The sequence below is a fragment of the Pseudomonas sp. FG13 genome, from assembly GCF_057809755.1.
In genome coordinates this window covers 152,832-172,417 of record NZ_JBMDKO010000005.1, presented here as the reverse complement: position 1 = coordinate 172,417, position 19,586 = coordinate 152,832, and the positions used below count along the sequence as shown (strand labels likewise).

Below are 19,586 nucleotides of genomic sequence, written 5' to 3'. Positions count from 1 at the left end.
AAACCCAAAGTTCCTGTTTAGGTTACGATGCATGGACTTTAAGGTCAGGAGGATCTTGGGCCATGACATGCAGAGTCATTGTGGCGGATGACCATCCGTTGTTTCGCGAGGGTATGCTCAGGACCATAGAAAGACTTCTACCTGCGGCGCACATCGAACAGGCTGGCAATCTGGATGAAGTGCTGACACTGGCGCGAACTGGCGTGGAGGTGGATTCACTGATTCTTGACCTGCGCTTTCCAGGTATCAAATCGTTACAGGTCATCGGCCAGTTACGCGCCGAGTTCAAGCGCACCTCAATCATTATCGTCTCGATGGTAGAAGACATGGATGTCATTTCCCAGGTAATGGCCTTGGGTGCGGACGGTTTCATCGGCAAGAATGTCGATCCGACCAGCATTGCCGAAGCCATCATGGCGATTCGCGAGGGTGAAGTGGTCGTCAAGTACCAATCGGAAAACTCGGTCGTGGACGATGTGGTCGCCCAGCTCACTGCGAGACAGCGGCAAGTGCTCGGCCTGATCGCTGCGGGCAAGACCAACAAGGAAATAGCCAAGGAGCTGGGCATTTCGCCGTTCACCGTACGCATCCATGTCTCCAGCTTGCTCAAAGCCTTGAATGTTCCCACCCGCGCGGCCGCGGCCGCGCAGTTCGCCAACTTTCCAACCAGTGGGGGCTGGTCAGCAAAAACTTAAGATTAGGTTCTGTACGAAAAGCCTTGATACTCGTTCATGCTGCGTTGAAAACAGCCTCGGAATGCTCATGTACTCCAGTACAGTCGGACGCGACCCCGGGCGTTCCTCGGCTGTTTTCGCCTTGCCTGACCTTCGTCTCAAGACTTTTCGTACAGAACCTAGGAAGCTGGTTCGCCGTAACTACAGCGAACGAGTTATCGACCCTGTATGCGATCCTCGCCATAGCACACGTGTACTATAGCGTCGATCCGCCCTCCCGCCCTAAGCTGTAAAGGCTCGATAAAGAGTCTTTACAACAGCCTCATGCAATATAACAAACACGCCGTGCGTCGTTTGGCATAACTGCGCACGATGCAAAAAACATGATGAGCGAATCCCGTTGACAAACATCAACGCGGAGTAAGCGCGAGCTCGACTAACCACCTGGCCAGTTGAAATGGAAGGGCCGGCAATTACTAAGGTAAGTATTATGTCTCTCAACTACGGAAGAGCCCTTAAAAACGGAATAGCACTGTGCTTGCTGGCCGGCGCCCTCAGCGGTTGCACGAATACGGGCGACCTGATGAACTCCTTGAATCCGGGCGCTAAAAAATATGACACCGTTTACTTGAAACAAACGATCATTCCAGGCAAAACAACCAAAAGCCAAATCAGCCAAATGTTCGGCGCACCCGCCAGTGAAGAGCTGAACTCGACGAGTACAAACAACGAGTCGAACTGGACCTATGACAAGCGCGAAGAGGGCTTGGACAAATACATGAAACTGGCTCACAAATATGTCTCGACCGAGACCAGCCTGAAAATGTATGACGCCTCCGCGCAAGCCTCGAAGGCACAAGGCGTTGCTAACGATGTGAGCAGCGTAACCGGCACGAGAACAGGCCAAAGCCAGACTCAAGGCACCGTCCTGACGATTTATTTCGAGGACGACGTTGTGAAGTATTACCGGATCTATTAATGGATAACACTCGTTGAGTTTCTTCCCGAAAAAGGGACGCTTCGATGCTTGTATCCAATAAGATGCGGACCACGGGTGCTGGCATTTGTCAGCACCCTGATGACAGGGTGTGATACCCCATACGTTGGCTACGGTTGCCAGCGCGATATCAATACTCGGTCGCCTGACTAACGCACGGGGCCAATGGTCTGGCGACCCGCAAAACGCGCAGCGGCCACCGCTCTGTTGGGCACGTTTAGCACACGTATCAGCGAAGAAACATGGATCCGCACTGTGAAGGGAGAAATTTCAAGCGCCGCGGCGATCTGTTTGTTGGTCTTGCCTTGAGCAATCAGTTGCCAGACCTCCCTCTGCCTGAGGGTTAACCTGCTCATGTCGTCATCCAAATCCGGCGGCATAGGATCCGAAGACTCGTATTTGACCAGTACCTCGCCACTTCGAATGCTCGAAATGGCCTTGCCAACTTCCTCTGAAGAAAGGCTCTTGCCGACAAACCCGTTTACACCTGCACTCATGACTTGCTCGACAGTTTCACCGTCATCAACTGTCGACACGACGACTACTTTGACGTGCTTTATTTCCTGACGCAATTGTGCCAAGTCTCCAACTGAACTTAACCCAGGAAGGCGCATGTCAAGAATTAATGCATCAAGGGAGCGTCCATCGACTATCAGGGCTCGTACTTCTTCAAGGCTCCCGGCTTGTTCGATCAACGCGCCAGGTATTAAGCGTTCCAACAATACCGTCATCCCTTCGCGAAACAGCGGATGCTCGTCTGCGACGATAATTCGGCAGCTCATATCACAAAACACACGACGTCCATTCGAGTAAAAACACCATCCGATGATGTCCGACTCACACGACTTAGGATATAGAACACCTGACCTAGCACATTTGTACTATGAGCTTCTGCACTGCCGTCCGGAACGGACCTGGACGGCCCTCGGAGCTTCATATTATTGATGATGGCCTTGCATTCTACGGGTTAAGACTTCACCGCGCCCCTCTCTCTTCAAAAAAAACTCCCCCGATTTAATCATTATCCTAGCCCTGCCAGACGCTGTCCCTGCATGAAAAAAATGACACATTCAAGGGTCAATTTTGAAAAAAATAATAGTGTCCGCCCGCATGGTTTTCTTTGCTTCCGCTGAGGCGGCTCAAGAGCCCGAAGGCGCATTCAACCGTAGCTGCGCGATGTGTCACAACGGCCAACTCCCGGCCTCTCCCAAGAAAGGCAATCCATCCGGATGTCGAAGTAACTTAGCCGAGCTGTACGGCGCAAAGCGCGCCTCACATGAAAGCTCGTCAAGTATGTGCCTAGGTGATACCTCCTAGCAGAAACACCGATTGGTTGGGAGGCGAATGTTCGCCTTATCTTCTATTTACACATCTAAAAACAAGGCTGCAGCGCTAAGTTCAGCCTGAAAAACCGCCTTCGATGTGTAGCAAGTTAAAAACAATTTCCCCTTATCAGACGCGAGCGCCCTCATGATCAAGATCCTAGCCGCTGTACGCCGAAAACCCGGAATGACCCATGCTGAGTTTTTGGCATACATCGAGCACGAGCATGGAAAAATCGCCAGAGCCAAACCATTGGGGGTCAAACGATATGTGCAGAATCATGTCATCGACTCTGCTTTCGGCACCGACGCCGACATCGCCTACACGCAAAACTTCCACAGAGATTCGGTCACCGAATTATTTTTTGACGACATGTCAGGTCTGATTCGCACCTTCAGCGATCCCTATACCCAACAAACCACCGGACCTGATGCAGAAAATTTCGCTGATCTTTCCCAACAAGTCGCCCAATTGATGGACGAAGCGGATACCTCCGCGGACGGTACCGGCCCCCTTCAATGGAAGGCGATGATCTTCATCAAGAAGAACCCGGCAATGACGCTGGATTCTTTTTTCACCGCCTGGGATCTGGCCCACGACGCCATTGCCGGCCAGCTTCCTGACTTCCAACATGCTCTAGGCCGGCATGTCCGTTCCAAGTATCTTCCCGAGGGTGACAGGGTAACGGCTTACTTCGGCCCCAACGTAGCGGTCTATGAAGGCGTTTCCAGCATGTGGTTTGCAAACGAAGCAGATCTTGCAATCTTTCGTCAGTATCAGAGGGCGCTGTTCCAACGGCTTTCTGATGAAGGGGTCGCAACGTCGTCCGAATCGTTTTTCGTGTACGTCAAAGAGGTTGTCATCCTGGATCGCTAGGCCCTGTGTGAAAAGTCTTGAGACGAAGGTCAGGCAAGGCGAAAACAGCCGAGGAACGGCCGCGGTCGCGCTCGACTTTACGGGTTGTAAATCAGCATTCCGAGGCTGTTTTCAGCGCAGCATCACTGAGTATCAAGGCTTTTCATACAGAGCTCAGGACAAGACCTCAGCAGGACACGCGCCGTTGGTGGGTATCCGGGCCGTCGGCCTGGTTACCACCACCGCCGCGGCAATAGCCCGACCGTCCTGCTCCAGCCGAAGGCTTGCGATCCCTCAGATCGGCTCAGCCAACGTCGCCATGGAGTCGCCCATGATCTGGGCATGTTCCTGTTTGTCGCCGCCGCCTTTTTCTATTTCGCACAACCGTGCGGAATTCTCGACCACCAATTGGCAACGCTCCCAACGTCGTGCTTCGAACCGACACAAGGCCGCCTGTAGATCGCTCGCGGCAAGCAGTTCTTCGGCGAGCACGATGGCACTCTCGATGCCAATGCCGGCCCCGGAAGCCAGATGAGGTGTGGTGGCATGCACCGTGTCCCCTATCATCACGATGCGGCCTTTATGCCATGGCAGGGGTACCAACAGATTGGCCAGCGGACGGTAATCGATATTGGCGCCCGGCTCGTACAGTTGCGGCACAAGCGTCCGCAGGATCGGCGCAGGGAACTCACCCAGCAGGCGGGCCATTTCGCTTGCCCAGTTCGCCGGATCGATCCACTCGGAAAACTCCCGGTTTTCCATGAGGAACATATACATGTGCGTGGCGGAAATCGGATTGACGCCGACCTTGGTACGTCCCAGCCAGTGACTGGGGCGGACAATCTCCGACGGCCGCTTGAGCACTGCACGCCAGACACTCTGGTGAAGGGGTTTAGGCGATGGCGCCTCTGAAAAAAACTCCTTTCGCATCCGCGAATGCACGCCGTCGGCGGCGATGACCAGGTCATAGCGTCCATGGGTCCCGTCGGTGAACGTCACCTCGACACCATCCCCATGCTCGACGATGCTGTCGAACGTCATGCCAAGGCGCACGTGAGTGCCTACTTCCCGTGTTTTATCGGCAAAAATCCGCGCCAGCACTGGACGCAGGATGCCGCCGCCACAGGGGATCTGCTTATGGCTGACGGGGGCTCGAAGCGCCAACTGCACGATCAGGTCGCCAGCCGGTGAAAACACATCGAAGTCGGTGGACAGATACCCTTCCTCGGCCACCCGTTCAAGGATGCCGACAGTATCAAGCGCTCTTAACGTAGGGCCGCTCAGCGTAATGCCAGCTCCGAGGGGGCACCATAACGGATCTATCTCGACCAGATCCACATCGACGCCCTGACGGGCAAGCTGGATAGCCGCTGTCATACCGGAAAAACCGCCTCCGACAACCAGGACTTTATTGACTGCTGCAATCATCACGCTCTCCTAATTATTCTTATTTCTATCGGGCTGACATTGCATTGCGCACCGAAGCGTTCAGCGACACTATCGACCGAGGGCTGAAACTCATGAAATTCCGGCTCCCAGGCCGGATCAAGGAAGAGCCTATCGAATTGGATATCCGCGCTGAAATCGCATTCCACAATCCGAGGTATCGCTGGCGGCGATGGCTGCCGCAGATGAGGCTGCGGAATTTCTCGGGGCCTGCCCTTGCGGCAGAACCGAGCATTGTCAGCCCGCACGGGACAGTTCGCCCACGCAGAAAAATACAGGAGGCCGATGAGGTACGGCTCCTGTAACCGCCCTCCACCGCCCCCCCGGCTACTTCAGTTTCAGATGCTTTCCAGGCCATCCCAGCAGAGATATTTCACCTCAAGGAACTCGTCGATCCCAAGGTGGGATCCTTCTCGCCCCAAACCGCTCTGCTTGACCCCACCGAAGGGGGCGACTTCATTGGATATCAGACCGCAGTTGATCCCGACCATGCCGGATTCAATGCGCGCTGCGGTGCGCCAGATACGTGTCGCATCACGGCTGTACAAGTAGGCGGCGAGACCATACTCGCTGTCGTTGGCCATCGTGATCGCTTCGTCCTCCGTCTCGAAACGCAACAGCGGCATGACCGGGCCGAAAATCTCCTCCCGGGCCAACCGCATCCCATGGGTCACGTCGGCAAGTACCGTGGGCTGGAAGAACCCCCCGCCGATTGCATGACGACTACCGCCAGACAACAACCGGGCTCCCTGCGCCAGGGCGTCATCGACAAGCGCTTGGGATTTCTGCACCGCGGCCTCATCGATCATCGGGCCTACCTGCACGCCGGCCTCGAGACCGTTGCCCACCTTGAGCCGTGCCACACGTTCGACAATACGCTCGGCCAGCGCGTCATATACCCCAGCCTGTACCAACACCCGGTTCGCACCGATACAGGACTGACCGCTGTTGCGAAACTTGGCGTGTATGACCCCGTCGGCAGCAGCATCAAGATCAGCGTCATCGAAGACAATGAAGGGAGCGTTGCCGCCCAGTTCCATCGAGCATTTCTTGACGGTTTGCGCCGCTTGCGCCAACAGCAGCCGGCCCACTTCAGTAGAGCCCGTAAACGTGAGCTTGCGCACCAACGGGTTAGCCGTAAGTTCGCCCGCGATTGCTCGGGTGTCGTTACCGGTGATCACGCTCAAGACACCTGTCGGCACCCCGGCGCGCTGGGCCAGTTCGGCGAGCGCGAGGGCTGTCATTGGTGTCTGGCTTGCCGGTTTGACGACCATCGTGCAACCCGCCGCGAGCGCTGGAGCCGCCTTGCGGGTAATCATGGCCGCGGGGAAGTTCCATGGCGTAATGGCGGCGCAGACCCCGATTGGCTCGCGCAATGCGATGATACGCTGGGTGTCTTTCACACCGGGGATCAGGTCGCCACGTACCCGCGTGGCCTCCTCCGAAAACCATCGCACGAAGGAGGCGGCGTAATCGACTTCACCACGGGCCTCGTCCAGTGGCTTGCCCTCCTCCAAAGTGATCAGCGTGGCGATGTCCTCGCGATGTTCAACCATTAACTCATACCAGCGACGCAACACCTCGCCACGACGTTTGGCCGTCAAGCGACGCCACGGACCAAAGGCCTCATGGGCGGCATCGATAGCACGTCGCACTTCGGTTTCGCGGCAGCACGGCAACTCGATGAGTACGGTTTGATCGACCGGATTACGCAGCGTATACCGACCGTGCGGCGTTTCGTTCAGCCATTCGCCACCGATATAGGCACCGGTACGCCATAGCGTGGGATCTTTCAGTAAATGATGCACGTTGGAATCCTCATGCTCAGCAAGGGTGACGCCCGATCATGAAGGCGCTATCGGGATCCGAAGTCACTGGCAGGCCTGCGGCCACCAGTCCTTGGCGCAGAGACTTCATGAGGCGATCCGGCACGCGCATCGCCGGCGCCCGAAGCGGGCCACCATTGAACCCGGCAAGCCAGTCCTGGTATTTCCACATCGTACGATTGAGCACCCCGGTGCCGCCCGCATAGGTCTGAGCGGCGGCGCCGTTGGCACTCCGCGCAGGATTGACCTTCCAGTACAGTTCCATCGCCTCCTCGAACCGCCCCGTACGTGCCAGCTCGAACGCCTTGGGGTAGTAGTCGCTCATCCAGGCGGTATTGCTGGTGCCGGAAAACTGCAGCTTCATCAGGCTCATCAAGGGAATGGCATCGCCTTCGATCGGGCAACTGATCACCACCTGATCGCGGAAGTGGTAATACATTTCGCAGATGCCTGCCGGCAGCGGGAACCCTTGCTCCGACTTGATGGCCGCGATGTTCGGACAATCGGTCAACAGGCGATGCACCAGCGCCAGCGACATGCCCGCCGGATGCACGCGCTCAAACCCCCAGAGCGGAATCGGGAACAGCATGACCGCCAGGTTCGTCGCATCACAGAACGACTTGGTGTAGTCGTAGATTTCCTGCTCGCTGGTCGGCCAGAACTGTGGAGGATAGGAGAGCAGGACGATGTCTGCGCCGGCTTTCTCGGCGAGCTTCACCGCCTCGATGTTTTCGGCAAGGGTGCCAAATGCCGCGTGGAAGAACAGAATCAGGTCTTTCCCCGACTCCCGGGCCCAGGCGGTAAACTGGGCGTTTTCCTGGGCAGAGATCGTCAACTCGCTGCACAGCAATGTGCTGCTGTAGCCGAGTCCGACCGTATGTTCGATGTCGTGGCGTATGCCGCGTTCATTGAGGCGCTTCAGGTCGGCGCTGAAGCTGGGGATGGTGACTGCCGAGCAGCCAATCAGGTTTTCACGGGCCCAGGTACGGGCATCGGCTTTTTTATAGGTGGCCATGATGATTTCCTTCGAACAGTGGAGGGTTTATTTCGAGACAGGAACAATGCTGGCGGGCAGCGCGATACCGAGGCCTTGTTGCTTGGCGCGCTCGTACAGCGCTTGTGCAATGACGACATCCTGCAGCGCCGAGCCCACCGACTTGTAGAGGACGATGTCGCTTGCATTTCGACGCGGCGTGACACCACCTGCGACCAGATCCGCCAACGCGACCAGTTTGTCGGAGATATAAATGCCAGCGCTGATAGCAGCAATGGCGTCACCGGTATCGTGAAGCACCTCCTGCGGCATATCAGCGATGATGCAGGCGGCTCGATCCATCGTGACCGGGTCAACCTCCCGTTGCTCAGGCAAGGTGGAGCCCAATGAAACCACCGTTGCACCCGCAGGCAGCCATTCCCCCAGCAATACGGGAGATTCGTCACGACTGCGCGCGGCACAGATCACCACATCGCAGTCCTGCACCGCTTCCGGTGCTGTGCTGACCGCCTGGATATCCAGCACAGACTTGAAGCTTTCAGCAAACCGCTCACGGCTCGCGGGTGTCGGACTGAACACTCGTACTCGCGCCACTTCCCGCACGGATTTAAGGCAGTCAAGCGCACCGCGCGCCTCGAACCCCGCCCCAATCACGCCGACCCGCAGGGCCCGCCGGGGCGCTAGCAGATCCACCGCCAGTGCGGCGGTAGCAGCGGTGCGCAACCCAGTCACCCGGTTGCCATCGATCAACGCACTGAGGGCCATGGTTTGCTGGTTGAACAGTGCGATCAGATAACTGGCGCAACGGGCACGCATGGACGCCGCGATCAATTTGCAGCCCATATGGCCGCCCGCGGGAGGCACGGCCGTCAAACTGCGTAGCCAGATCCCGTCGCCCCGAGCCATGGAGCGAGGCGGCACCATGGCGTCGGAGGCGGGACAGGCATACGCTTCGGCGAGCGCAGCAACGGCTGCACTCCAGTCACAGAGCGAGGCAACATCGGCATCGCTGAGAAAGAGTGTCGGGGCAATTACTGGGGGCACTGGGGAGTCATGCATCTTGCTAACCTCGCAATCGGGTATCAGCCATTGATTGACTGACACCCTACGAGGCGTCCACCACGCCGAATACTGCTAGGAATCGAAAGCAGCTATCGCTCAAATCGATGGCATGGCCAGATTGCAGATTAACCGACGTACCTCGCGGGAGGCACGGGTCACAGGACGGCGAGGAGATTCGGCAAGCACGACAAAACGCTCAAGAACGGGAGCGACAATGCGTGAGGACATCAATCGTTGATCCAGCGAACCCGGTAGCACCGAGGCAATCGCATAGCCTCCGCCCGCCGCGACGACTTCATATTGGAGCTGGACGGAGTCGGCCTCCACCGCGATGTGCAGTTCCATGGCCTGCTCGACCGCCAGGTGATCGAGCCTGGCCCTGAGTAAATGCGGGCGCCCTGGCACCACCAATGGCAATCCGGATAGCTGTTTGAGTGCGATATCCCGATGGGCGAAGATTGGATCGGTCGCGGGGCCTACCAAATGCAGGGGAAGCCTGGCCAGCAGATACGCCTCGCCGATGCTTGCTTCATTCTCGCGCAGCACCAACGCCATATCGAGACGACCGTCATGCAACTGCTCTTCGAGTTGAGCGCTCGCGCCCTCGATCAGGTGCAACCGCACTCCCGGCATCTGTGCCTGTACGGCCGCAAAAAGTGTACCGGCAAACCGACGTACCGCAGAGGGCAGGATGCCGACAACCACCTCGCCCACCGGCTTTCCACGCCGGTTGCGGATATCGTCGGCAAGGCTCTCGGCGTCCGCGAGAAGACCCGATACGCAAGGCAGCAATTGCTCGCCGAATTCAGTCAGGACCACCCCACGTCCAGTACGGTGAAACAGCCGCTCACCGCATTGTGTTTCGAGCTGGGCAATACCTCGACTTACCATGGACTGAGGGGTATCCAGCAGGACAGCCGCCTTACTGAGACTTCCAGCCGCCGCGACGCGTATGAACAAAGTCCATCGAGGATCGACAATCGTCAACCCGGTGGCCGCAGGTTGTGCGGCGGGGCCGAGTATCGAGGCAGCCCGAAGATTCTTATCGTTGAGCATGTCGTCCCCCCGTTCTTCGTGCAGGCTCACTCCTCGAAGATCGCTACGGCGCGGACGAAACCGGCCGAGGCGTGCCTGATCTTGTAGGGAAAACAGGACACCTGGAAACCGTGGGCAGGCAGACACTCAAGGTTGGCCAGTTTCTCCATCTGGCCGTAGCCGATGTCGCGCCCGGCCTTGTGTCCTTCCCAGATAATCGAGGCGTCTCCCGTGGCAGCGAAGCGCTCACGTGTGTATTTGAATGGTGCATCCCAGCTCCAGGCATCAGTGCCAACCACTCGCACACCACGTTCCAGCAGATACAACGTGGCCTCGCGACCAATGCCCACCCCGGCATCCAGATAGCCCGGCTGCCCAAACAACGCACCGGCGCGGGTGTTGACCAGGACGATGTCCAGTGGCTGCAGGTCATGACCGATGCGTACTAACTCAGCCTGCACTTGCGCGGCACTCACCACATGGCCATCCGGCAGATGACGAAAATCGAGTTTCACGCCGGGCTGCAGGCACCACTCCAACGGCAGCTCGTCGATACCGAAAGCCGGCTTACCGCCGTCAGTGGTCGAAGCGTAATGCCACGGAGCGTCCATATGCGTGCCGCTGTGAGTGGTGATCTGCAAACGTTCCGCGGCCCAGGACTCATCGCCAGGCAGTTGCGCCTTGGACAGGCCGGGGAACATCGCGGCCATCTCCGGCCAGCCCTGCTGATGATCCATGTAGTCGATCTTAGGCAGCAACGGCGGCGGGTCGGTGTATGGGTTGTTGTCCAGGGTAACGGACAGGTCTACCAGACGGCGTTTAGTCGATTGCATTTTCGGTCACTCCAGTCATCACTCGCCCACGCGCACGACGCGCCGAGGCAGCGGTATTCAAACTGTTGCGTATCAGGGCACTGGCTGAGCCGTCATGACGAAAGCCAAGGGCGCGGGCCTGAGGGGTTTTCATCGCCGGGAACTGCCCAAACAATGCTTGCAGTCCGGCATCCGGCGCGAAGCGGATCAGTGCGCGGCGCTCCTGGCCGTAGGCAGCGGCCAGGGCATCGATGACCTGGGTAATGGACAGGTGCAGCAGCGGCAACTGCCAGACCCGCGAATCACCAAGCTCTCCTGCCTGCAACTCAGCGGCACGTAACAGGTTATCCACGCAACACTTCACGGACATCCACCAGGCTTGTGCCTGCGGCGATACCGGACAGCAGTACGACTGACCTTCGGCGAAAGCGTGCAACAGATCGCTCATGTACGCCGAACGCAGTCCGTTGGGTTCACGTGGACGGGCGACAATGCCAGGCAAGCGAACGGCACGACCGTCCACCTCGCCTCGTCGGGCCAGATCGCTGAGCGCCATCTCCACCATCAACTTGTGTGTGCCGTAACTCAACTGCGGGCGCGGTACGGCACGCTCATCGAGGCGCCCTGGCAGATCGCCGCCGTATACCGCCACGCTGCTGGCATACACCAGCACTGGCGGGCCAGGCTGATCGCGCAATTGGTCAAGCAACTCCAGGCTCGCCAACAGGTTGACCTGATAGCCCAGGGAGTAATGCTCTTCGGCCGCCCCGCCCGGGATGCTGACCAGATGAAAAACCACGTCGATACCATCGGCCAGCGCCCGACGTAACAGCGCGGCGTCGGTGACACTGCCGTAATGTCGGCGCAAGCGCTGGTCCTCGGCAAACCCTACCAGCGCCTTGTCCAGCAGTATCACGGTGCTGATGGGGCGACCGCGTAGCTCACCGCTTTCGAGCAATCGCGTCACCAGCGCCCGCCCGATAAAACCATTGGCCCCGGTAATCATCACGCGCATGGCAGGTCTCCGCGCACGACACGTTGCTCTATCGCGCCGAAGACCGACTGCCCTTGCTGATCGAAGACCTCCATGCGCACGCGATCACCAAAGCGCATGAACGGCGTCTGTGGCGCGCCTTGCTCAATCATTTCAACGGCACGACGCTCGGCGATACAGGCAGCGCCAACACTGGGGTCGGCATTGGAAACGGTACCGGAACCTATCAGGCAGCCGGCCCGGAGGCGTCGGGTCAGCGCCGCATGAGCAATCAGCTGATGAAAGCCAAAATGCATGGCTCCGCCATGGGCATGACCAAACCATTGGCCGTTCCATTCCACTCGCAGTGGCAGGTGTACACGTCCGTCACGCCAGGCCTCGCCCAGCTCGTCCGGGGTAATCGCCACCGGGGCGAAACTGGAGGAGGACTTGGCTTGGATAAAACCAAAGCCGGTCTTCATTTCACGGGGAGCGAGCGCTCGCAGGCTGACATCGTTGACTTGCAGGATGAGTCGGATATGGCTTGCGGCTTCTTCTGCCGAACAGCCCATGGGCACGTCATCGACCAACACCGCATACTCACCTTCGAAGTCGATGCCGTGGGCTTCACTGGGTAGCACGATGTCGTCGTGAGGCCCCAGGAAATCGTCGCCGCAGCCCTGATACATCAGCGGCGTGTGTTCGACGCCTTCAATCGGATCGAGCGAAAAGGCCTTTTGCATTCGTTCCCCATGACTGAGGAATGACGACGCATCCAACCACTGCCAGGCTCGCGGTAACGGCGCCGCAGCGAGCTGTGGATCGAAGGCAAAGGCAGCCGCCAGCGCGCCTTCGTTCAAGGCGTCATAACGGGTGCGCAACGCGGTCTCGACGCTTGGCCAATGATCAATGGCCTCTTGCAGCGTCGCGGCAATATCACTGGCATCCACTGCCCAGGCCAAGTCGCGCGAGACCACCAGCAAGCGGCCGTCGCGGCTGTGATTCTTCAAGGTGCTGAGCTTCATACGTGTTCTCCTTGCAGCTCAGGGGCGAAGCGGCCATCGAGCAGGACGAACAGCATCCGCGCCATTTGCTCGGTACGATTGCTCCAAGCGTGATTAGTGCCTCGTTGCACGACGATGTCACCGCGCTTGAGATGCACCTCCTCGCCATCCAATACCAGCCAGACCTCACCCTCCGTGACCACGCCGTAATCAAGCGTTTCAGTACGGTGCATCAGCTTGTGTCTCGAATCAGCCTGCCCTGTACCCGCATGGGCCTGGCCGATTTCAGCGAAGGCAGCCGCGGCAGCCTCGGCACTGACCTGGTTCTGCACGCTGTCAGGCGGGATGTCCACCACGCGAATGACGCTGCCCTGTGGTGCAGGACTCAATTGCAGCGGCTTGTCGGTGGGGTCGTCGCCGTTATCCAGCACGGCCGGGCTGGCGCCGCTGTTCCAGATCTCATGAAAGACCGTGCCGGGTACCGCCTTGAGCGGGAAACTATTGGGCGTTGGTCCGCTGAGTGCGACCACCGCCAGGCCCTGGGCATCGTGCCCGGTGACCACACGTTTGAAACCTGGAAGTTGCTGCATGTTCGACTCCTCAATCAGTCTGCCGACCGGCTTGGCGAAAAATGGCGCCGCAACGGACATAGATGGATTCATGAAAAACCTAAAGATCCAAAACCAGTCGCGCGCTCCTGGCCCGTGAGCAGCAAGGCGTGAACTGGTCATTACGGGCCCTCTCGGCATCGGTCAGGAACATGTCGCGATGCTCCGGCTCACCCTCCAGTACACGCGTCAGGCAGGTCCCACAGATGCCCTGTTCGCAGGACAGGGGAATGTCGATACCGGCCTCCAGCAGCACCTGGGCCACGCTGCGATCGGCAGGCACCTGCAGGCATTGCCCGGTGCTGGCCAGTTGCACCTCAAAGCCACCCACCTCAAGAGCAGGTACAACGGCGGTGGAAAAGTATTCACGATGCAATTGCGCCTCGGTCCAGCCCTGCGCGCGCGCCATGCCAAGTACGTGCTCCATGAAGCCATTGGGGCCACAGACATACAGGTGACAGTCGTCGGCCGGTGCGGACAAAACCCGTGCGGCGTCGAGACGTTGCGCCTCCTCGCCATCGTCCACGTGGATATGTACGCGATCGGCGAAGGTCGAGTGTCGGATGTATTCGACAAAGGCCATTCGCTCAGTCGAGCGAGCACAGTAATGGAGCTCGAAAGCAGCGCCGATCTGGACCAGGCGCTCAGCCATGCAAAGTATTGGCGTAATGCCGATACCGCCGGCGAACAGCAGGCTATACCCTGCCTCATGCGCCAGCGGGAACAGGTTGCGTGGCTCGCTGATGTGCAGCCGGCTGCCCTCCTGCACTTGCTCGTGCATGGCCTTCGAACCGCCACGAGATACGGGATCGAGCAGCACACCCAGCCGATAGCGGTGACGCTCTTCGGGGTGATTGCACAGCGAGTACTGGCGCACCAAGCCGTTGGGCAGGTGCACGTCGATGTGCGAGCCGGCACTGAACGCTGGCAGCGGACGGTGATCAACCGTGGCCAGCTCGAAGCTGTAGATGCCCTCGGCTTCGCGATGCTTGTGGGTCACAATGACGTCGATCATCACTGGGTAACCACCGATTGTTCAGCGGTCGCCCGCTCAGACTCGATCAAACGACGCAGGACACGTCGGCAACGCACGGCGCCTGCATCGACCGGTAGCAGAACAGGATTAAGGCCGAGCAATTCAACCTCGCCGACCTGGCGTTGCTGCGCCTCGACCATGGGTTTGTCTTCTCCGGCGAAAATGCCGATCAGCATGTCCTGAACAAACGCATTCAACTGCACATTGTCTTGCTCGAAGCTGCGCGTATTCGCGAAGAAATAATGGGTATTGCTTGCGTCCTGCGGTGTCATCAGATGTAGGTTCCATGTCACGGGCCCTTCTTCCCTGGGACGCCCCGGCGCAGTGGCGCCGCTGCCCAGCAGCATCAGGCCAGGGGCGTGCCAGATGACTTCAGCCCAGACATCCGCCCGGGTCGGGTCCTCAAGATGCGCGCCGAAAGCCGGCGGAGGTACATCGTCAGGTGCCCACCAACTGATGCGCACGCGATCATCGGCCAGTTCCTCAACGCTGGCACGCACCCGTGACAACGCCCCGCCACCGAGCGTATCGGGGTGCAGGAAATCAACGTGACTCAGGTCCATGATGTTGTCAGACAGCAGTTCGTAGTGCGCACGGGTTGGTAAATACCCATGCCCCTTGGCGTGGGTTGGGGCTCGCTCGAGGAAAGAAAAATCAGGGATCAGCGCATCGTCGGCCCGGGTCGGATCACCAGGCCACACCCAGATCGCCCCATGGCGCTCAACGACCGCGAACGTGCGCACGCAGGCCGCCTTGGGGATGTTCCCGTCGCCATGGGGATTGTGCGTACATTGACCACTGCCATCGAAATGCAAGCCATGGTATGGACACTGAACGCTGTCGCCGACAATCTTGCCCATATGCAGCGGGGCAAAACGGTGCGGGCAGCGGTCGGCGAGGGCCTGAATCGCACCCTGGCTATCGCGGAAGAACACGATGGGTTGCTCGACGATGGTTCTTCCAAGCAGGCCACCTTGCGCCAGCTCGTCTGCCCATCCAGCGATGTACCAGGTGTTAAGCAAATAAGTCACGGTGTTCTCCTCGTTGTTCTTATCTTCATGAAACGTCGAATGCGCAGGTCAGCGATTTGTGTCTGCGGCAACCGCAACGGAAAGAGCAGAGCCACGGCCCCGCAACCGTATGCAGGCCAGGGCTACCAAGAGCTGGACGCCTGCGACGATGCCCAGGGCGGTCGGCAACGCACCGCTCACCGCGCCGGTGATAGCCAACACGGCCAGTGGGCTGATGAACTCGCCGGCGAAGAATGCCGCCGTGAAGCCGCCGGCGGCGCGGCCGCGTTGATGGAAGTCGACCTGAGCCATGATCCAAGTGATCAAGGTCGGCATCATCAGACCGATGCCCAAGCCATTGATCAGGACGGCGACCACCACCAACCCATGGCTACCGGCCGCCGCTATCAGTGCGCCGCCGATACCGGCCGTGGCGAAAGCCAGGAGCATTTTTCGATGCGCCGGAACACCGTTGAGCAAACGAAAACCCAAGGCTCCGGCGAGTACCCCAAGCTGATTCACCCCCATGGTCAAACCGATCTGCTGCGAGCCGTCGATATGCAGCAAATTGAGCAGGAAGCCAACTTGTACCGGCACGATGAACAGGCTCAGGCCCGCCAGAAACGCCAGGCCATACAACGGCGCTAGGACACGCCAGGGAAACGCCTTTCTCGCCGCTGTTGCCGCTGCTACTTCACGCGCGCGCGGCTCCCATAGCAGCCAGGCCATCAACGGTAGAAACACCAGCCCTAATCCATACAAGGCAAAAGGTGTACGCCAGCCGTGCTCGCCGAGCACGCCACCGACGGCAATGAAAATCGTCGCCGCCAGCGAGGTGGCGACCATTTGCAGGGCGAACATGCGCTCCCGCCGCGCACCGCTGTAGTAGTCACCCATCATCGTGGTACAGCAGGTCATGATCGCCGCCTCGGCCAACCCGATACCGGCACGGCTGATTACGATGGCCGGTAGTGACTCCAACCAGAAAGGCAACACTCCGCAGAGGGTGTAGAGAAGCATGGCGCCGATCAACAACGGCTTGCGCCCGAGCCGGTCGGCGATGACTCCGGCGACAGGCGCCAGCAGGGCAATCATCAGCGCCGGTAACGTCAAGGCCACGGGCACCAGCACCGCCACGCCCGGTGTCTCGGCGAAATGCGCCTGCATGCGTGGCAACACAGGCGCCAGCAGCACCGCCCCCAGTACCGGCAAGCAACTGCCGAGCAGCAGTAACAACGACTGCGACAAACCCGCCTGACGTTCAACGTTCATCATGCACCTGCGCAGGTTGGGCCGCGGAAAACGCCATGCCGAAGGCGCTCAGACCGGCGATGAAGTCAAGCCAGAGAGGCTGTTGGAATAAATACAGGCGAGGCATGGCAATGTCCTTTTTTGTTATGGCGCGACTGGATTAGCCGCTGTCTGATCGTGATCGGAAGCCGTCTTGCTCGGCGAACGCGGCACCGTGCCCGCCTCCGCCACGGGGGGAAACAGCGGCACATTCATCGAGCGGCTGGTCTCATCCAAGAGGTCAGGTGCGGCCTGTCCCTTGCTCGCCCGCTTACTCGGCAACAGGAAGTGAGCCAGGGCCGGCAGCAGTACCAACGCCCCGACCATGTTCCAGACGAACATGAAGGCCAGCAGTACGCCCATGTCGGCCTGGAACTTGATCGGCGAAAGCATCCAGGTGGCCACGCCGATCGCCAGGGTCACACCAGTCAGCATCACCACCTTGCCGGTGGACAGCAGTGCCCGGTAATACGACTCCGACAGGCTCGCGCCCTGGCGCATGTGCCCGAGCAGGATGCTCATCACGTACAACGCATAGTCGACGCCGATGCCCACGCCAAGGGCGATCACCGGCAGGGTCGCGACCTTGACGCCGATGTTCAGCCAGACCATCAGTGCTTCACAGAGGATCGAGGTAAGCATCAGCGGAATCACCGCGCAGATCGTGGCGCGCCAGGATCGGAAGGTGATCAGGCACAGCAGGATCACCGCGCCGTAGACCCAGAACAGCATTTCGCGGTTGGCTTGCCTGACGACAATGTTGGTCGCCGCCTCGATCCCGGCATTGCCAGCAGCCAGGAGGAACTGGACGTCGTTGGTATTGTTCGCCACGGCGAATTGTTCGACGTGATCCACCAGGCTGCCCAGGGTTTGCGCCTTGTGGTCGGAGAGGTAGACGTAGAGCGTCAGCAGGCTGCAGTCTTCGTTGTACAGACCGCGCGGCGCCCCGGCGGTTACCATGTTGAGCATCGCCTGGTTATTCTGCAGTTCGTACCACTTCGGGCTGCCTTCGCTCAGTCCGACCAGCATCCGGCGATTGAGCAGCGCCAGGGAATTGGTCGAATCCACGCCTGGCAAGGTGCGTAGTTGCCAATCAAGGGCGTCGACCTTGCTCAGGATGTCGTAGCGCGAGCAGGCGCTGGCCGGGGTCCTGACCATGACCGCGAACAGATCGCTGCTGGCGCCGTAGTGTTGGGTCAGAAACCCATCATCCTGGTTGTAGCGCGAGTCAGCCCGCAACTCGGGGGCGCCGGCGTCGAGATCACCGACTTTCAATTGCAGGCTGACCACGAAGCCAATGGTCGCCAGTGCCAGGCTCAAGACGATGCACAAGGCGGCCCAGCGACGTTGCGTGAACAAATCGAGGAAGCGCCAGAACCCATGGCGGTTCTGCCCGGCTTGTTCGGCATGCTCGCTCTTCAGACTCAACCGAGCCGCGCGGCGGCTGACACCCACATAGGAAAGCAGCACCGGTAGCAGGATCAGATTGGTGAAGATCAGCACGGCCACACCGATGCTGGCAATCATCGCCAAGTCCTGAATCACCTGGATCTTGATGATCATCAGCACCGCGAAGCCAACCGCATCACAGAGCAGTGCGGTGAGGCCGGCCAGAAACAAACGGCGGAAGGTAAAGCGCGCCGCAACCACACGGTGCATGCCACGCCCGATGTCCTGCATGATGCCGTTCATCTTCTGTGCGCCATGGCTCATGCCAATGGCAAACACCAGGAACGGCACCAGCACCGAATAGGGGTCCAGTTGATAGCCCAGCAACGGCAGCAGGCCGAGTTGCCAGACCACCGCCACCAGCGAGCAGAACACCACCAGCAAGGTGCTGCGTATGCAGCGGGTGTACCAGTAGAGCACCACCGCGGTGATCAGGATGGCCACGGCAAAGAACATCAGGATCTGCCGCAGGCCGGCGATCAGGTCACCGACTTTCTTGGCGAAACCGGTGATGCGAATGTCGATGCTGTCGCTCTGGTATTGACTGCGCAGCGACTCCAGCTGTTGCGACAGCCTGGTGTAGTCCAACGGCTGACCATCGGGGGTGCGCTGTAGCAGTGGCACGTGGATGATGCTCGAGGCCTGGTCGAAAGCCACCAACTGACCGATCTCGTTGGACAGCAGCACATTGCGCCGCAATGCCGCGAGGCTGGCGGCCCCACCATCGTAGTTGTCCGGAATCACCGGACCGCCATCCAGGCCCGCTTCGGTCACCGCCACCCAGCGCGTGGCCGGCGTCCACAATGACTTCATGTACGCACGGTCGACACCGGGCAGCAGATAGATCGTGTCGCTCAACGCCTGCAAAGTCTTGAGGTAAGCGCTGTCGTAAATGTCGCCCCGCTTGTTGACCACGGCGATGCGCACCGCGTTACCCAGACCGCTCAGTTCCTGTTGGTGCTCCAGGTAGTTCGCGATGTAGGGATGTTGAGTGGGGATCATTTTTTCGAAGCTGGCGTTCAGCTCGACACGGCTGGACTGCCAACCGAGCACCAGCGTGGTCGCCAGGCACAACAGCAACACCCACAGACGATGGTTGAATAGGGCTCGCTCGAGTACCGAGCCGGAACGCGGATCAAAGTCATCGAAGGCATTCGCAGGAGACGGGATGAAATGGCTAGGGGACGTCATG

The 19,586-nt window shown here is 59.3% G+C and carries 17 protein-coding genes; 3 read left to right on the top strand and 14 right to left on the bottom strand.

The features are described from left to right. Positions 1 to 62 precede the first annotated feature (62 nt). Entirely contained in the window at positions 63 to 695 is a 633-nt protein-coding gene (locus ACODTO_RS07230; protein WP_139642747.1) for a response regulator, read from the top strand. A gap of 469 nt (positions 696 to 1,164) precedes the next feature. Beyond that, positions 1,165 to 1,653, top strand: a complete 489-nt coding sequence (locus ACODTO_RS07225) for a hypothetical protein (protein ID WP_139642750.1) — start codon at positions 1,165 to 1,167, stop codon at positions 1,651 to 1,653. Between the two features lie 167 nt (positions 1,654 to 1,820). On the opposite strand, the gene ACODTO_RS07220 is transcribed toward ACODTO_RS07225, so the two are convergent. Then, entirely contained in the window at positions 1,821 to 2,453 is a 633-nt protein-coding gene (locus ACODTO_RS07220; protein WP_139642753.1) for a response regulator transcription factor, read from the bottom strand. Between the two features lie 688 nt (positions 2,454 to 3,141). Between ACODTO_RS07220 and ACODTO_RS07215 the strand changes: the two genes are divergently transcribed. Then, complete coding sequence (locus ACODTO_RS07215; protein WP_464708910.1) at positions 3,142 to 3,870, top strand: EthD domain-containing protein; 729 nt, start codon at positions 3,142 to 3,144, stop codon at positions 3,868 to 3,870. A gap of 273 nt (positions 3,871 to 4,143) precedes the next feature. Here ACODTO_RS07215 and ACODTO_RS07210 read toward each other — a convergent pair whose 3' ends face one another. The 13 genes from ACODTO_RS07210 to ACODTO_RS07150 form a co-directional block, all read right to left on the bottom strand. After that, positions 4,144 to 5,277 carry an FAD-dependent oxidoreductase gene (locus ACODTO_RS07210; protein WP_139642764.1) on the bottom strand — a complete coding sequence of 378 codons (1,134 nt, stop codon included), beginning with the start codon at positions 5,275 to 5,277 and terminating at the stop codon, positions 4,144 to 4,146. Positions 5,278 to 5,633: 356 nt separating this feature from the next. Further along, entirely contained in the window at positions 5,634 to 7,103 is a 1,470-nt protein-coding gene (locus ACODTO_RS07205; RefSeq protein WP_489106153.1) for an NAD-dependent succinate-semialdehyde dehydrogenase, read from the bottom strand. Positions 7,104 to 7,119: 16 nt separating this feature from the next. Then, positions 7,120 to 8,136 (bottom strand): dihydrodipicolinate synthase family protein, encoded by a 1,017-nt coding sequence (locus tag ACODTO_RS07200; protein WP_139642768.1) that lies wholly within the window; start codon positions 8,134 to 8,136, stop codon positions 7,120 to 7,122. A 27-nt stretch (positions 8,137 to 8,163) separates the two neighbouring features. Beyond that, entirely contained in the window at positions 8,164 to 9,174 is a 1,011-nt protein-coding gene (locus ACODTO_RS07195) for an ornithine cyclodeaminase family protein (protein ID WP_489106152.1), read from the bottom strand. A gap of 99 nt (positions 9,175 to 9,273) precedes the next feature. Next, positions 9,274 to 10,233, bottom strand: coding sequence for a LysR family transcriptional regulator (locus ACODTO_RS07190; protein ID WP_241801811.1), 960 nt, complete (start codon positions 10,231 to 10,233; stop codon positions 9,274 to 9,276). Between the two features lie 26 nt (positions 10,234 to 10,259). After that, on the bottom strand, positions 10,260 to 11,045 hold the full coding sequence (locus ACODTO_RS07185) for a cyclase family protein (RefSeq protein WP_464708914.1): 786 nt from the start codon (positions 11,043 to 11,045) through the stop codon (positions 10,260 to 10,262). Then, positions 11,032 to 12,039, bottom strand: a complete 1,008-nt coding sequence (locus ACODTO_RS07180; protein WP_489106151.1) for an NAD-dependent epimerase/dehydratase family protein — start codon at positions 12,037 to 12,039, stop codon at positions 11,032 to 11,034. The genes ACODTO_RS07185 and ACODTO_RS07180 overlap by 14 nt, the downstream gene beginning before the upstream one ends. Next, positions 12,030 to 13,022 carry a fumarylacetoacetate hydrolase family protein gene (locus ACODTO_RS07175; protein ID WP_489106150.1) on the bottom strand — a complete coding sequence of 331 codons (993 nt, stop codon included), beginning with the start codon at positions 13,020 to 13,022 and terminating at the stop codon, positions 12,030 to 12,032. The genes ACODTO_RS07180 and ACODTO_RS07175 overlap by 10 nt, the downstream gene beginning before the upstream one ends. Next, a complete protein-coding gene (locus ACODTO_RS07170; RefSeq protein ID WP_489106149.1) occupies positions 13,019 to 13,591 on the bottom strand; it encodes a cupin domain-containing protein in 573 nt (190 codons plus the stop codon). Before ACODTO_RS07170 ends, ACODTO_RS07175 begins: the two co-directional genes overlap by 4 nt. 79 nt (positions 13,592 to 13,670) lie before the next feature. After that, complete coding sequence (locus ACODTO_RS07165; protein ID WP_489106148.1) at positions 13,671 to 14,624, bottom strand: PDR/VanB family oxidoreductase; 954 nt, start codon at positions 14,622 to 14,624, stop codon at positions 13,671 to 13,673. Next, on the bottom strand, positions 14,624 to 15,676 hold the full coding sequence (locus ACODTO_RS07160; protein ID WP_464708917.1) for a Rieske 2Fe-2S domain-containing protein: 1,053 nt from the start codon (positions 15,674 to 15,676) through the stop codon (positions 14,624 to 14,626). Before ACODTO_RS07160 ends, ACODTO_RS07165 begins: the two co-directional genes overlap by 1 nt. A gap of 48 nt (positions 15,677 to 15,724) precedes the next feature. Further along, positions 15,725 to 16,927, bottom strand: coding sequence for an MFS transporter (locus tag ACODTO_RS07155; RefSeq protein ID WP_489106147.1), 1,203 nt, complete (start codon positions 16,925 to 16,927; stop codon positions 15,725 to 15,727). A gap of 123 nt (positions 16,928 to 17,050) precedes the next feature. Continuing rightward, positions 17,051 to 19,585: an efflux RND transporter permease subunit gene (locus ACODTO_RS07150; RefSeq protein WP_489106146.1), complete on the bottom strand. Its 2,535-nt coding sequence runs from the start codon at positions 19,583 to 19,585 to the stop codon at positions 17,051 to 17,053. Position 19,586: the final 1 nt, after the last annotated feature.